This window comes from Agrobacterium sp. NPDC090283 (assembly GCF_044769685.1).
GTDB lineage: Bacteria > Pseudomonadota > Alphaproteobacteria > Rhizobiales > Rhizobiaceae > Agrobacterium.
Genome location: NZ_JBIVYG010000007.1, coordinates 76,064 through 89,700 on the forward strand (window position 1 = coordinate 76,064; position 13,637 = coordinate 89,700).

The following is a 13,637-nucleotide window of genomic DNA, read 5'->3' on the forward strand; positions in this document are numbered from 1 at the left end:
GTCTTGATCCTGAAGAGACACTGGAGCTTTAGCCGCAAGCGATGGCCTGTTCAACTCGCGAATAGTGGCAGCGCCGAACCGGACGACGGCAAATCGCCGCCGCCCGGTCAGGACATTATCGCAAATCAGCCACCAAGGACGAAGCGGGAGAATGCCAGCGAATTACGGGCATCCTCGTCCATTTTTGCACTGTCGGCTCCATTGCTGAGATCACGCCACACCTTGATATCCGAGCCGATGGTGCCGCCAGTCTTCACGAAAGGTTCCATGACGACTGCACCGGTGTAGTTGATATCACGCAGCGCAAGGCCGATTTCGTGCCACGGCATCCTGCCCGTGCCCGGTACGCGGCGATTGCTCTCTCCGGTGTGGAAATGGCCCAGCAACGGGCCAGCCGTTCGGATGGCCTCGCCAAAGCTGTCTTCCTCGATGTTCATGTGGAAGGTATCCAGCATGACTTTCACATTGTTCTTGCCGACATCCTTCACGAAAGCGACGCCTTCGGCCGCCGTGTTGAGGACATGGTTTTCAAAGCGGTTGAGGACTTCGATGCACAGATTGATGCCGAGATCATTGGCGAAATCGGCAATGCCGTGGATGCCCTCGACGCCGCGCGCATAATCGCCTGCCTTGTCGACGGGCTGCGAATAATCGATTGGCCAATAGGAATGCAGCGCACCGCCGATGGTATGGATGTCGAGCTTGGCGACATTGGAAAGGGTCCGTTCAAAAAACGCCTTGCCGGCCGCACGCACCGAAGCATCTTCCGACGACAGGTTCTTCGTTTTCGATGGGCCGATGCCGGCGGTGAGGATGATGCCGTTATCCCTGGCGCTCTGCCTGATGGTCGTAAGTTCGGCGTCGCTATATTCGTTGATGTGGTGTGCGGCGACTTCGATGATGTCGAAACCGAGCTTGGCGACCTTCTCGATATAGGGACCGAACTTGGCGCTCCACTCATGTTCCCAGTAAGAATAATAGATGCCGTGTTTCATGGGGGTCTCTTTCGCTTTTCTGTTTCGCTTTGAATAGGGAGGCGCAGTGGTTCAGGCGGGCTCAGGACGCGGTGCTTTTTCCCGGATTTCTGATGCGAATATCCGGCTCCGCGCTTGTGGACGTGATGAAGCGGCCATTGGGAAGATCGTTCTCCTCCACCTTGCGGTTGATCTCATCCTCGCCGAGACCGAAGCTCCGCCAGCGGTCCCGCAGCCGCGCACGCAGATCGTCCTCGTCGACATCGACGAAGACAGTGAGATCGAAGATCGGTTTGAGACGATCCCATGGCACCTCTCTGGCGAGGAGATAATTGCCCTCACAGACGATGATATCGACGGATTGCGGGATCAGCCGGCCGCCGGCGCGGGCAATTTCGATGGCGCGATCGAAGACCGGCACGGCAACGACATCGTCCTCATTAGCCTTGAGACGTTCAAGCATATGGCGCAGCCCATGCGCGTCGAAGGTATCGATGGCACCCTTGAAGGCTCGGCGGTTCATCGCCTCAAGCACGGCATCGTCATAATGAAAGCCATCCATCGGAAACAGCGCAGCGGACACACCGTTGCCCGCGTTCAGGGCATCGACCACACGTTCGGCAATGGTTGATTTTCCCGATCCGGGCGCGCCGGCAATCGCAATCATCACGCGCTGGCCATTCGAGCCCGCAAAACGCTTCAGCGCGAGGCCGGCAATTTCACCGGCATTATCGTCAATTTTACTCAAGGTGCTCCTCGCCTCGAAAAGTGGTTATCGCCACCGGCTACTCGAAAATCCGGTACTGATTTGCCTTGTCGCGTAGAAAGGCCAGCCCCTTCTCCAGGGACTCCTCAGTGCTGGCCGCGACGGGCCGCCACGTCGAAATCGCGCCCGCCATCTCCACCGGCATTGCGGCAAAGCCCTCAAGGGCAAGGACGCCGTTGAACCTTATGGCCGCGAGCGCCGAAAACACCTCGTCCCAGGCGACGTTGCCGAAACCCGGCGTACCGCGGTCGCTTTCCGACATATGCATATATTTCAAATGGTTGCGGGCAGCGATGATGCCATTGGCAATCCCCTTTTCTTCCATGTTCATATGGAAGGTATCGAGATGGATGAAGATATTGTCGGCACCGATGCGCTCCACCAGCGCCACCGCCTGTTCGGCGGAGTTGAGCAGATGGTTTTCGTAACGATTTACGGTCTCGATGCCGAATTGCAGGCCGAGCGTTCTTGCGTGACCGGCGGCTTCGGAGAGCGCCCTTGTCAGATTGTCATATTCACCCTGCGTCGGCGGAAAACCGGTGCGCTCATTGGTGCCGCCATAGGTGACCCCGGTCAGCGCCTTCGCCCCCATGGCGGCGGCCTTGTTGAGGGCGGCCTTGAGATGCTCGACAGCGGCTTGCGGACGGACAGAAGCCCAGGCCGGTTCCGGCAGCACGAGCGAACAGACAGCACTGAGATCATGCTGCTCAAGCAGGCTGCGCGTGTGTTCCGCATCGACGGACGCGATATCGACAAGCGGGATTTCGATAAAGTCTTGACCATAGCTGGCTGCACCGGCAATGGCCCGGGCGGCATTTTCATGGTCCCATTTCAGAGACCACATCATTGCGTGAACACCGAGGCCTTTCACGTCATACCTTCTTTCTGAGAGATGCGAAGTAGCTTGAAAACAGGCCGCGCGCCGCCATGACGACGATCATCAGAACGCCCCACAGCGCGGTGGCCAGATGCTGGTTGGCGCCGAGAAGATTGAGGCCCGACGACAGGAGCTGCAGCACGATGAGCGCGACGAAGACGGGTAATACCCGGCCGAAACCGCCGAACGGATTGATGCCACCGAGAAAGGCCGCCAGCACCGTGATCAGCAGATAGGATTCCCCATGGCCGACACGGACGGAGTTGAAACGGGCAAGCATGATGATGCCGGCGACAGCACACATCAGACCCGAAAGCGTATAAACGAGCACCTGAATCTTGCGGGTGTTGAGGCCGGAATAACGTGCGGCCTCGATGTTAGAGCCGATCATCAACAGGCCGAAGCCGAGCTTGGTGCGCGTCAACAGCACATGCCAGAGGCCGACGCAGACGATGAAAATCAGAAGCGGGATCGGCAGGCCGAGAAGCGTTCCATGACCCAGCGGCGCCATATAGGCCGGGAAACCGGAGACATCGCCGCCGCGCGTCAGAAACTCGCCCAGTCCGCGCAGGAAGATCATCATCGACAGCGTCACCAGAATGGGGTGCGCGCGGGTGTAGGCAATCGCCGCTCCCGTCATCGCTCCGGCGGCTCCGCCGGTGACAAGTGCGGCAAGGCAGGCAAGCAGGAATGCGCTCGGCGGCGCATCCACCCCACCATGGGCCTGCAGCACCCAGGCTGCGGCGAGCCCGGACAGATTGGCGGCGAAGGTGACGGAAAGGTTGATCCCGCCCGTCAGCAGCGGCAGCAGCATCGCCAAAGTCAGCAAACCAAGTTCAGGCAGCTGGAAGGCGACCGAACCGAATGTCGCAAGCGACAGGAAGTTGTCCGCAAAGGTTCCGAAGATGAGCATGACAGCGATGAAGGCAATCACCGGGCCCGCCATGTCGGCCCCGAAGATCGCGTTGAATTTCCGGATGAGGCTGTTCATCGCTGCACGCTCCCCTTTTTCGTGAATGTGCGGAGCGCACTCGGCAGAAGCTTGTCGAAGCGGGTCGAAGAGAGCGTGATGGCGACGAGAATGATGGCGCCGACGATCATCTTGAAGGCAAAGGGCGACACGCCCATCAGGTTGAGGCCGTTCTGGGTGATCGACACCATCAGCACCCCGAGCACACAGCCAATGACGGAGCCCTTGCCGCCGCCGAGCCGCGCGCCGCCAAGCACGGTGGCAGCAAGCACATCCAGCTCGCGACCATAAAGCGCGTTTGGCACCACCTCCTGCGCGTAATGCGCCTGCATGAGCCCGGCAATGCCCGCCATCAGGCCAAGCCAGCCGAAGGAAATGTAGTGCATCGCGCCGATATTGATGCCGAAGCGGCGAGCCCCTTCGGGATTGTCACCGAAGGCATAGAGCTTGCGTCCGACGGTGGTGCGCGAAATCATGAACCAGGTGGCGACGCAGCAGAGGATCATGACCACGACGGGCAGCGTCAGTTCCACCCAGGAACCATCGGACATTTCGCGTTCGTAAAACACCACGCGCGTCGAAAGCCATTCCGGCAGGTCATAGATCGACACGCCCTTGGTAAAGAACATCAACAGGCCGAAGAAGATGTTGAAGGTGGAGATGGTTGCGACGATGGAAATGATGTTCAGCCGCCAGACGAGGAAGGCGTTGACGAAACCGAGACTGAGGCCAACGGCACCGGCGATGATGAAACCTTCCGCCCAGTTGCCGCCGCCGAGCGCATTGAGCGCCAGCACCGTCACATATTGAACGACGGAGGCCGCGACCGCGAAGGAAATGTCGATACCGCCGGAGATCAGCACGACAAGCAGGCCGACCGCAAAGATGATGTTGACCGCCGAGACATTCAGCACATCGAAGGCGTTGGATATCGTGAGGAAACGGTCGGTGGCGAAAGACAGTCCCGTGCAAAGCAGCACCATAACTACAAGCAGCGTGAATTCCGTCGTATGTCCGAGGATGAGCCTACGCATAGATGGCCGCCTCCAGTTCGGTCAGCGACAGGCGCCGTGGATCATAGGTGGCGTGGAACCGGCCTTCGACCATATGGATAACCCTGTCTGTATTGAAATAGACCTCCGGCGCTTCGTCGGAGATGACGATGATCGACAGGCCTTCTACCGCAAGCTTGCGGACGATTTCGAAGATGCCGGCGCGGGCACCGACATCGACACCCACGGTCGGCGCATCGAGGATGAGGATTTTCGGCCCGATCGCCAGCCATTTGGCAATCGCCACACGCTGCTGGTTGCCGCCTGAGAGCGTGCGGATCGGATCTTCCGGCAGGCCGATCTTCACCCCAAGCGCTGAAATCCAGCGGGAAACGACATCCGCCTTTTTCGATGGCGAAATGAGACCGCCACTCAGCAACTTGTCGAGCGAGGCCATGACGAGATTGTCGGCAATGGACTGCGGCTGGTTCAGGCCCAGCGAGAGCCGGTCTTCGGAGAGATAGGCGACGCCCGCCCGGATCGCGTCCCGGTTGGAATGGAAATCCACCTTCTTTCCATCGATGAGGATTTCACCCGATTGCGGCCGGTGCATGCCGAACAGCGTCAAAGCCAGCTCCGTGCGCCCGGCTCCGAGCAGGCCGGTGATCCCCAGCGTTTCTCCGCGCCGCAGATCGAAGGAAACATTCTCGAACTCCCCCGCCCGGCTCAGGCCGCGCACGGAAAGAACGACGGGCTTGTCATCGTGATCGGTGGCAATGACGGCGCTGTCGAAGTTGCGGCCGGTCATCAGTTCGGTCACGCGCGACTGGGTCATGCCTTCGACCGGGAAAACGCCAACAAGCGATCCATCCCGCAAAACGGTGATGCGATCCGAAATCTCCAGCACTTCCGCCAGACGATGCGAGACGAAGACGACCGCGACGCCGGACGCCGAGAGGTTACGGACGATGTCGATCAGATAATCCGTCTCCGACTGCGTCAGCGATGCGGTGGGTTCATCCATAAAAACGAGACGGGCTTCGCCAACCAGCGCGCGGGCGATCGCCACGATCTGGCGCTGGGCAATCGGCAGCTCCTTGAGCGGCCTGTCGAGATCGAACGAGACGCCGAGCCGCGCCAGAGCTTTTTCGGCGGCGCTCTCGATTGCGCGCTTGTCGACCAGCCCGAATTTGCCGTTCACCGCATATTGGAAACCGATATTCTCGGCCACCGTCATTTCATCGAACAGCGCCAGATCCTGCCAGATCACCTGGATGCCGAGCGTTTGCGCCAGCGTCGGGGTCATCGTGGTGATGGGTTTGCCATCGAAATAGAGCTCGGCATCGCTTTGCGGCGTATAGACCCCGGTAATGACCTTGATCAGGGTGCTTTTGCCACAGCCGTTTTCGCCGGCAAGGCAATGCACTTCCCCCGGATTGACCTCGAAGGAAACACCCTTCAGGGCGCGCACGCCACCAAAGGTGACCTTGACATTTTTGAGGGACAGGAGCGGTTCTGCGCTCATGATAGCGTATCTCTCCTTTCGCCGCGAAAGCATCGCAGACGTGGCGCTCGGCATAAATTTCGGTTGGACGTCGCGCGGACGATGTGTCCCGCGCGACGCCTTCGGCCTTGGGGAGGATCAGAGGCCCATGGAAACGAGCTTGTCGATGCTTTCCTTATCGATCTTCAAAAGCTGATCGACGACGATGGTGTTACCCTCGGGATTGATGGTGCCGAGGCCTTCGATAGTGTCGCCGGCCTTTGGTGTCTCGCCCTTGGCGATACGGTCGGCGAGCGTGATGAAGACCTCACCGGCCTGCTTCGGGTTCCACATGAAGCCACCCGTCAGCGCGCCAGATTTGATCAGCTTGGCGCCCTGCCCCGGCGAGAACGGGCCGATGACGAAGACCTTGCCGTCCTTGCGGCGCTCTTCAACCGCACGTCCCGCACCGATCGGTCCCTGCGAACCGAAGGCGAGGAAGCCGTTGAGGTCGGCATTGGCCGACATCAGGTCAAGCGCGGTCGAACGGCTCTTGTCGAGGTCCTCCGCCACACCGTAGCGGTCGCCGACGAGCTTCATGTCCGGATAGTTTGCCTTGATATAGGCGATGGCGGCATCGGCCCAGGCATTGTGAAGCGGAACGGTAAGCGAACCGACAAAGACGGCATAAGAACCCTTGCCGCCCATCTTTTCCGCCAGCAGCTTGCCATGTGCTTCACCAAAACCCTTGGCGGAGGCGAGTTCGAAATCCCAGTCGGCGCCGAGCTGCTTTGGGGATTCATGGGTGATGACCTTGATGCCGGCGGCCTGGGCCTTTTTCAGCACCGGCTCCAGCACCTTGGCGTCATTCGGCACCACGCCGATGAAATCGACCTTCTGGGCAATCAGGTCTTCAATCGCGCGAACCTGCAGGGCCGGGTCGGCACTGGTGGGACCGACCATGAAACCGTCAACGCCGAGCTTCTTGCTCTGCTCCTTGATGCCGGCTTCCATGGCGTTGAACCACGGAATGCCGCCGATCTTGACGACGACGCCAACCTTCGGCCCTTCGGCAAAGGCTGCGGATGAGAGCAACGCGAGCGACAGACCAACCGCCGCAGCAATAATTTTCTTCATTGATGTTCCTCCTCAAAAATTCGGCAAACGAAATCCGCCCGCAGCCCGTTTTTCCCGGACGCGTTCAAAATCTCTCATCTCGCTTATTCGAGACTCTCCCTTGCCACTCCCACAGCAACCATCATGCACAATCGATATTGCCAAGTTGCACAATCGATGGTGCAACAACCATATCATGAAGCGCCCTTCCGTCAAGGGGATGCGTGTTCTAATAATCGGAATCAGTTGGGGAGATCACAGTGACGGGCATAAGTTCAAAGAAAGCCACCATTTATGACTTGTCGATATTGTCAGGCGCTTCCGCCTCGACGGTCAGTGCAGTGTTGAACGGATCATGGCGCAAGCGGCGGATTTCGGAAGAAACCGCAGACAAGATTCTCTCGCTCGCCAAGGCCCAGCGCTACACCACCAACCTGCAGGCGCGTGGCCTCAGAAGTTCGAAATCCGGCCTCGTCGGGCTGTTGGTGCCGGTTTATGACAACCGGTTCTTTTCATCGATGGCGCAAACCTTCGAGGGACAGGCCCGCAAACGTGGCCTGTCGCCCATGGTGGTTTCCGGCCGGCGCGACCCCGAAGAAGAACGACGCACCGTCGAGACCCTGATCGCCTATTCGATCGATGCCCTCTTCATCGCCGGCGTGACCGATCCCGATGGCGTTCATCAGGTCTGCGCGCGCGCGGCCCTTCCGCATGTGAATATCGACCTGCCCGGCAAGTTCGCGTCCTCCGTCATCTCCGACAACCGGCACGGTGCGGAAATTCTGACAGCGGCGATCCTTGCCCATGCTGCAAAAGGCGGCCCGCTCGGTCCTGACGATGTCATCCTGTTCGGCGGCCATGACGACCACGCCAGCCGCGAGCGTATTGACGGCTTCCATACCGCGAAAGCCGATTATTTTGGTGTTGAGGGCGGTGACGACATCGAGATAACAGGCTATTCGCCGCATATGACGGAACTGGCTTTCGAACGGTTCTTTGCCCGTCGAGGCCGCCTGCCCCGCTGTTTTTTCGTCAATTCATCGATCAATTTCGAGGGGCTGCTTCGTTTCATGGGGCGCCATGACGGCGAAGCATTCGGCGACATCGTCGTCGGCTGCTTCGACTATGACCCTTTCGCGTCTTTTCTTCCCTTCCCCGTTTACATGATCAAACCCGATATTGCGCAGATGCTGGAAAAAGGGTTCGACCTCTTGGAAGAAAACCGGGCGGAGCCTGAAGTCACCATCATCGAACCGCAGCTCATCCCGCCACGAACAGCCCTTAAGGGACCGCTGGACGACATATGGGACCCGGTTGCATTGCGCCGTATGGCAAAGTGAATGCGGCCCCTTGACCTCAACTGCACTTGAGGTCGTACCGATTGCATGGTGCTTCACCATTACAACGGGATAATGATGATAGAAAAACTCAAAAGGATGCTGGAAGACGGGCGGGACAGTCCGCTCCTGCGCTTTTCCATTGCGAAGGCCCTGTCGGCCGCAGGGCAGTTAGAAGATGCCGCGCATCATCTTCAGGAGGCTATCCGGCAGGACCCAGACTATTCGGCGGCCTGGGCCGAACTCGGCAAATGTCGTGCACGGCTGGGAGATGATGACAGCGCCATTGCGGCATGGGTGGAAGGCATCGCGGTGGCCGTCAGGCGTGGCGACATTCAGGCAAAGAGGCAGATGGAGGTTCGGCTGCGACGTTTGCGGTCACGCTCTTTGAAGGGCGCCAGTTGACGAGAGCCTGACCCATATCATCAAATCGGGTTCCCTATCTGTCGTGCCCCAGAGAGAGTTCCGGCCCGCCTCCATGAGACGGGCCGGACGTTTTTACGGCTGCGGCTTGTCGGACCGCCAGAAACGATAGAGCTCCGCGACATTGCCGCTGGTCATGAGCGGCATCGCGGCTTTCAGCCGCTCCGCTGGCCAATCCCACCATTTCATCTCGAGCAGCAGGGCGATGCTGTCGTCGTCGAAGCGCTTGCGGATCGTTTTTGCGGGGTTGCCGCCGACGATGGCATAGGGTTCGACATTCTTCGTCACCAGCGCCCGCGTCCCGATCACAGCGCCATCGCCGACCGTTATGCCGGGCATGATGATGGCTTCCGAGCCTATCCAGACATCGTTACCGATGACGGTGTCGCCCACCGGCAGGTAACCGTTGGCGGCATTCTCGAATTCCGGCACCTCCGGCATGAAGAAGAACGGGAAAGTGCTGATCCATTCGTTGCGATGGCCCTGATTGCCGGCCATGATGAAGGCGGCGCCCGAACCGATCGAGCAGAAGCTTCCGATCACCAGCCTGTCAGCACCTTCATCCGGCAGCAGATAACGGGCGCAGTCCTCAAAACTGTGGCCGTGATAATAACCGGAATAATAGCTGTATTTCCCGACCACGAGGTTTGGGTTGCTGACCTGCTTGTCAAGCGTGATGCCCCGGAACGGGCTTTCGAAGTAATTTTCCATTGAGTAATCTCACTGCATATGGTCGCATTCGCTTGCCTTCAGACAAGCCGACGCCGAGCGCCAAGCCTGTCGGCTTTTCGCTCGATGCTCCTCGCGTTGCGGCGGGAGCTAGATGCAGGTGATACTCGATGCTTTTATCATTCAGTCTGGTTACAGCAAAAAGAGACGAAGGCCAAGCCAAGACATGTCTCCAGTCTCCATTGGCCTGATCGGAGAACCGCCGGCCCATAAAACAACAGCGGGGATTTCTCCCCGCTGTCTTGGTTCATTCGGCATTTTCAGTGCATCGCCCGCGCGGAGCCCGTAGCCCACGCAGCGCGATAACCACGGCCTCAGTAATGGACCGACTGGGAATCGATCGGCGTGACCTTCGGCGGAGCGAACTTCGTCAGGTCGATCCCTTCGACGGCAGAGCGATATTCCTCGATGCTCGGCGTGCGGCCGAGGATGGCCGAGAGCACCACGACCGGGGTGGAAGCGAGAAGCGATTCACCCTTCTTTTCAGCCGTATCTTCCACCACGCGGCCCTGGAACAGGCGGGTGGAGGTTGCCAGAACGGTATCGCCCTTTTCGGCCTTTTCCTGGTTGCCCATGCACAGATTGCAGCCCGGGCGTTCGAGATAAAGAATATTCTCGTATTCCGTCCGGTTGGTGGTTTTCGGCTTCAGATCATCGAACTCGAAGCCCGAATATTTCTGCAGGATTTCCCAGTCGCCTTCCGCCTTCAGCTCATCGATGATGTTGTAGGTCGGCGCGGCGACGACGAGCGGCGCCTTGAACTCGACCTTGCCTTCGGACTTCTCGATGTTCTTCAGCATCTGGGCGACGATCTTCATATCGCCCTTGTGCACCATGCACGAACCGACGAAACCGAGATCGACCTTCTTGGTGCCGCCGTAATAGGAGACCGGGCGGATCGTATCGTGGGTGTAGCGTCGGGACACGTCGTTGTTGTTGACGTCAGGGTCGGCGATCATCGGCTCGTCGATCACATCAAGATCCACGACGACTTCGGCGAAATATTTCGCATTGTCATCGGGCTTCAGCGCCGGCTTTTCACCTGAGCGGATTTCGGCAATGCGCTGATCCGCCTTGGCAATCAGTCCCTTGAGCGTCTGGGCGGGGTTATCCATGCCCTTGTCGATCATGATCTGGATACGCGACTTGGCGATTTCCAGCGACTCGATCAGCGTTTCGTCGTGCGAGATGCAGATCGACGCCTTGGCCTTCATTTCGGCCGTCCAGTCGGTGAAGGTGAAGGCCTGATCGGCAAGCAGCGTGCCGATATGCACTTCGATGATGCGGCCCTGGAAGACGTTGTCGCCGTGCTGCTTCAGCATCTGCGCCTGCGTGGCGTGCACCACGTCGCGGAAGTCCATATAGGGCTGCATCGTGCCCTTGAAGGTGACCTTGACCGATTGCGGGATCGGCATGGTCGCCTCGCCCGTTGCCAGCGCCAGTGCGACGGTGCCGGAGTCAGCACCGAAGGCAACGCCCTTGGACATGCGGGTGTGGCTGTCGCCGCCGATGATGATCGCCCAGTCATCCACGGTGATGTCGTTCAGCACCTTGTGGATCACGTCCGTCATGGAGTGATAGGCGCCCTTCGGATCGCGCGCGGTGATGACGCCGAAATTGTTCATGAAGGACATGAGCTTCGGAATATTCGCCTGCGCCTTCTTGTCCCAGACGGAGGCCGTATGGCAGCCCGACTGGTAGGCGCCATCCACCAGCGGCGAAATGACGGTGGCCGCCATCGCTTCCAGTTCCTGCGCGGTCATCAGGCCGGTCGTATCCTGCGAGCCGACGATGTTGACCTTGACGCGAACGTCCGAGCCGGCATGCAGCACCTTGCCGGGGGTGACGCCGACGGCATTGCGGTTGAAAATCTTCTCGACGGCGGTGAGACCCTGACCCTCGATCGAGATTTCCTTATTGGGCGCGAAGACCGGAGTGGTTTCGACACCGAGCGTTTCAGCCGCGAATGTCTGGAGCTTCTTGCCGAAGACGATAGCGTAGGAGCTGCCGGCCTTCATGAACTCCATCTTCTGCGGCGTGAAGGAAGAGGCGATATCCACCAGTTCCGTGCCGGCCTCGTCGCGAAGCTTGCGGTTCTTGGCGTCAATCTTGAGAACGGTGCCGGTCTCGACCGAATATTTCTGCTCGAGGATCGGGTTGCCATCGTTGTTGAGGATCGGCTTGCCGTCTTCGCCGAGCTTCTTCACCCAGTTCTTGAGGTTGATGCCGATGCCGCCCGTCACATCGACGGTGGTGGCGAAAATCGGCGAGATGCCGTTGGTGCCGGCGACGATGGGGGCGTAATTGACGAAGGGCACATAGGGGCTGGCCTGCTTGCCGGTCCACAGCGCCACGTTGTTGACGCCGGACATGCGCGACGAGCCGACGCCCATCGTGCCCTTTTCTGCGATCATCATCACCCGCTTGTCCGGATGCTGCTTCTGCAGCGCGACGATTTCCGCCTGCGCTTCCGGCGAGATCATACACTGGCCGTGCAGCTGGCGGTCCGAGCGAGAATGCGCCTGATTGCCGGGAGACAGGAGGTCGGTGGAAATATCACCTTCGGCGGCGATGAAAGTGACGATCTTGATCTCGTCTTCGACGTCGGGAAGCTTGGTGAAGAATTCGGCCTTGGCGTAGCTTTCCAGCACGGCCTTGGCGATGGCGTTGCCGGCCTTGTAGGCGTCGCGCAGGCGGAACATGTCGGCGTCATAAAGGAAGACCTGGGTCTTCAGCACTTCCCCGGCTTCAGTGGCAATCGCAGCGTCGTTGCCGAGCGCGATATCGAGCAGCACCTTGATCGACGGGCCGCCCTTCATGTGCGAGAGCAGCTCCAGCGCGAAGGAAGGCGTGATCTCCGGCACGACGACTTCGCCGAGGATGATCTGCTTCAGGAAGGCCGCCTTGACCCCGGCAGCACTCGTGGTGCCCGGCAGGGTGTTATAGATGAAGAACTTCAGCGCGTCGGCGCGATGTTCACTGCCCGCATCCTTGATCAGTTCGATAATCTCGGCCGTCAGTGCGCCGTCATCGATCGGCTTGGGCGCGAGACCCTGTGGTTCTCTGCTTTTGATTTCAGCCAGGTAATCCAAGTAAAGGTTCATCGCAATCCCAACGTCAAGATGTCTATGGAGCCGGTACAGAGCGCCATTGAACGGTACTGTTGATCGGCCCGAGTTTCTATCGATTTCGAGTACGCCAACCGGGGCCGGCTGACAAGATGTCGCATTTCAGTAAAAAACTCGTAGACGGTATTTCGTGCCGATCCTGCGCTCAAGATCACGTCAGGTTGCTACACTTTTGATTGTGTCATCCCCTGCATTTCAGCCGGTGGTTTTTCAGGCGGCCAAATTAAGGATTCATTAACCAAATCAGTATGAATATTAGATTATTCTAATTACCCGTTATTGGCGTAATTCCATGTTGCGCACCGACAATCGACAGCGCAGCAGCTTGGGGAGGCAGCATGAAGTTTGCAGCATCAGGCATTTTATTGTCGTTTGCGGCACTGGTTCTCACACCGGCATCGGGCGTCGCGCAGGTCGCCACGACGAATTTCAACGTCCAGATCACCATTCAGGCGGCGTGCCAGATCAATTCCGCCGGCAACCTCAATTTCGGCACCAATGGCGTGATCGGCAGCAATATCGATGCGACCAGCGATATTATCGTGCAATGCACCGCCAGCACACCCTTCAGCCTCGGCCTCAGCGCCGGCGCCGGCTCAGGCGCGACGGTCGCCAGCCGTCTGATGACATCGCCTGCGGGCGCGACCATTTCCTACTCGCTTTATACGACTGCGGCACATAGCACGGTGTGGGGGAACACCGTTGGAACGGACCGGCAAACGGGAACCGGAACCGGGGCGCCGCAGACATTCACTGTCTATGGGCGCGTACCTGCCCAGACGACACCCGCGGTCGGCGTCTATACCGATACGGTGACGGCCACGCTCAACTACTGATCGCCA

At 59.1% G+C, this 13,637-nt stretch carries 12 protein-coding genes; 3 read left to right on the top strand and 9 right to left on the bottom strand.

Features of this window, described 5'->3' with window-relative positions:
• Positions 1 to 125 precede the first annotated feature (125 nt).
• From ACIQUH_RS12475 to ACIQUH_RS12505, 7 genes are all read right to left on the bottom strand, one after another.
• Positions 126 to 995, bottom strand: coding sequence for a sugar phosphate isomerase/epimerase family protein (locus tag ACIQUH_RS12475; RefSeq protein WP_400815354.1), 870 nt, complete (start codon positions 993 to 995; stop codon positions 126 to 128).
• Between the two features lie 61 nt (positions 996 to 1,056).
• On the bottom strand, positions 1,057 to 1,722 hold the full coding sequence (locus ACIQUH_RS12480) for a nucleoside triphosphate hydrolase (protein WP_400815357.1): 666 nt from the start codon (positions 1,720 to 1,722) through the stop codon (positions 1,057 to 1,059).
• Between the two features lie 37 nt (positions 1,723 to 1,759).
• Complete coding sequence (locus tag ACIQUH_RS12485; protein ID WP_400815359.1) at positions 1,760 to 2,611, bottom strand: sugar phosphate isomerase/epimerase family protein; 852 nt, start codon at positions 2,609 to 2,611, stop codon at positions 1,760 to 1,762.
• Between the two features lies 1 nt (position 2,612).
• On the bottom strand, positions 2,613 to 3,608 hold the full coding sequence (locus ACIQUH_RS12490; RefSeq protein WP_400815361.1) for an ABC transporter permease: 996 nt from the start codon (positions 3,606 to 3,608) through the stop codon (positions 2,613 to 2,615).
• Complete coding sequence (locus ACIQUH_RS12495) at positions 3,605 to 4,621, bottom strand: ABC transporter permease (protein ID WP_400815364.1); 1,017 nt, start codon at positions 4,619 to 4,621, stop codon at positions 3,605 to 3,607. Before ACIQUH_RS12495 ends, ACIQUH_RS12490 begins: the two co-directional genes overlap by 4 nt.
• Positions 4,614 to 6,104 carry a sugar ABC transporter ATP-binding protein gene (locus ACIQUH_RS12500; RefSeq protein ID WP_400815366.1) on the bottom strand — a complete coding sequence of 497 codons (1,491 nt, stop codon included), beginning with the start codon at positions 6,102 to 6,104 and terminating at the stop codon, positions 4,614 to 4,616. Before ACIQUH_RS12500 ends, ACIQUH_RS12495 begins: the two co-directional genes overlap by 8 nt.
• Before the next feature lie 117 nt (positions 6,105 to 6,221).
• Entirely contained in the window at positions 6,222 to 7,199 is a 978-nt protein-coding gene (locus ACIQUH_RS12505) for a substrate-binding domain-containing protein (RefSeq protein ID WP_400815368.1), read from the bottom strand.
• Between the two features lie 239 nt (positions 7,200 to 7,438).
• Here ACIQUH_RS12505 and ACIQUH_RS12510 point away from each other — a divergent pair, with 239 nt between their 5' ends.
• Both ACIQUH_RS12510 and ACIQUH_RS12515 read left to right on the top strand, forming a co-directional pair.
• A complete protein-coding gene (locus ACIQUH_RS12510; protein ID WP_400815370.1) occupies positions 7,439 to 8,518 on the top strand; it encodes a LacI family DNA-binding transcriptional regulator in 1,080 nt (359 codons plus the stop codon).
• Between the two features lie 75 nt (positions 8,519 to 8,593).
• A complete protein-coding gene (locus ACIQUH_RS12515; RefSeq protein WP_400815372.1) occupies positions 8,594 to 8,920 on the top strand; it encodes a tetratricopeptide repeat protein in 327 nt (108 codons plus the stop codon).
• A 93-nt stretch (positions 8,921 to 9,013) separates the two neighbouring features.
• Here ACIQUH_RS12515 and catB read toward each other — a convergent pair whose 3' ends face one another.
• Positions 9,014 to 9,649, bottom strand: a complete 636-nt coding sequence (catB, locus tag ACIQUH_RS12520; protein WP_400815375.1) for a type B chloramphenicol O-acetyltransferase — start codon at positions 9,647 to 9,649, stop codon at positions 9,014 to 9,016.
• Positions 9,650 to 9,981: 332 nt separating this feature from the next.
• The gene (locus tag ACIQUH_RS12525; protein ID WP_400815377.1) at positions 9,982 to 12,771 is read right to left on the bottom strand and encodes a bifunctional aconitate hydratase 2/2-methylisocitrate dehydratase; all 2,790 of its coding nucleotides are present in this window, start codon (positions 12,769 to 12,771) and stop codon (positions 9,982 to 9,984) included.
• 362 nt (positions 12,772 to 13,133) lie between these two features.
• Between ACIQUH_RS12525 and ACIQUH_RS12530 the strand changes: the two genes are divergently transcribed.
• Positions 13,134 to 13,631, top strand: coding sequence for a spore coat U domain-containing protein (locus tag ACIQUH_RS12530; protein ID WP_400815380.1), 498 nt, complete (start codon positions 13,134 to 13,136; stop codon positions 13,629 to 13,631).
• Positions 13,632 to 13,637: the final 6 nt, after the last annotated feature.

Coding starts and splice junctions, on each gene's coding strand:
- catB (WP_400815375.1), bottom strand. CDS start 9,649: ATGGAAAATTACTTCGAAAGCCCGTTCCGGGGCATCACGCTTGACAAG.
- ACIQUH_RS12530 (WP_400815380.1), top strand. CDS start 13,134: ATGAAGTTTGCAGCATCAGGCATTTTATTGTCGTTTGCGGCACTGGTT.
- ACIQUH_RS12475 (WP_400815354.1), bottom strand. CDS start 995: ATGAAACACGGCATCTATTATTCTTACTGGGAACATGAGTGGAGCGCC.
- ACIQUH_RS12515 (WP_400815372.1), top strand. CDS start 8,594: ATGATAGAAAAACTCAAAAGGATGCTGGAAGACGGGCGGGACAGTCCG.
- ACIQUH_RS12505 (WP_400815368.1), bottom strand. CDS start 7,199: ATGAAGAAAATTATTGCTGCGGCGGTTGGTCTGTCGCTCGCGTTGCTC.
- ACIQUH_RS12525 (WP_400815377.1), bottom strand. CDS start 12,771: ATGAACCTTTACTTGGATTACCTGGCTGAAATCAAAAGCAGAGAACCA.
- ACIQUH_RS12500 (WP_400815366.1), bottom strand. CDS start 6,104: ATGAGCGCAGAACCGCTCCTGTCCCTCAAAAATGTCAAGGTCACCTTT.
- ACIQUH_RS12495 (WP_400815364.1), bottom strand. CDS start 4,621: ATGCGTAGGCTCATCCTCGGACATACGACGGAATTCACGCTGCTTGTA.
- ACIQUH_RS12490 (WP_400815361.1), bottom strand. CDS start 3,608: ATGAACAGCCTCATCCGGAAATTCAACGCGATCTTCGGGGCCGACATG.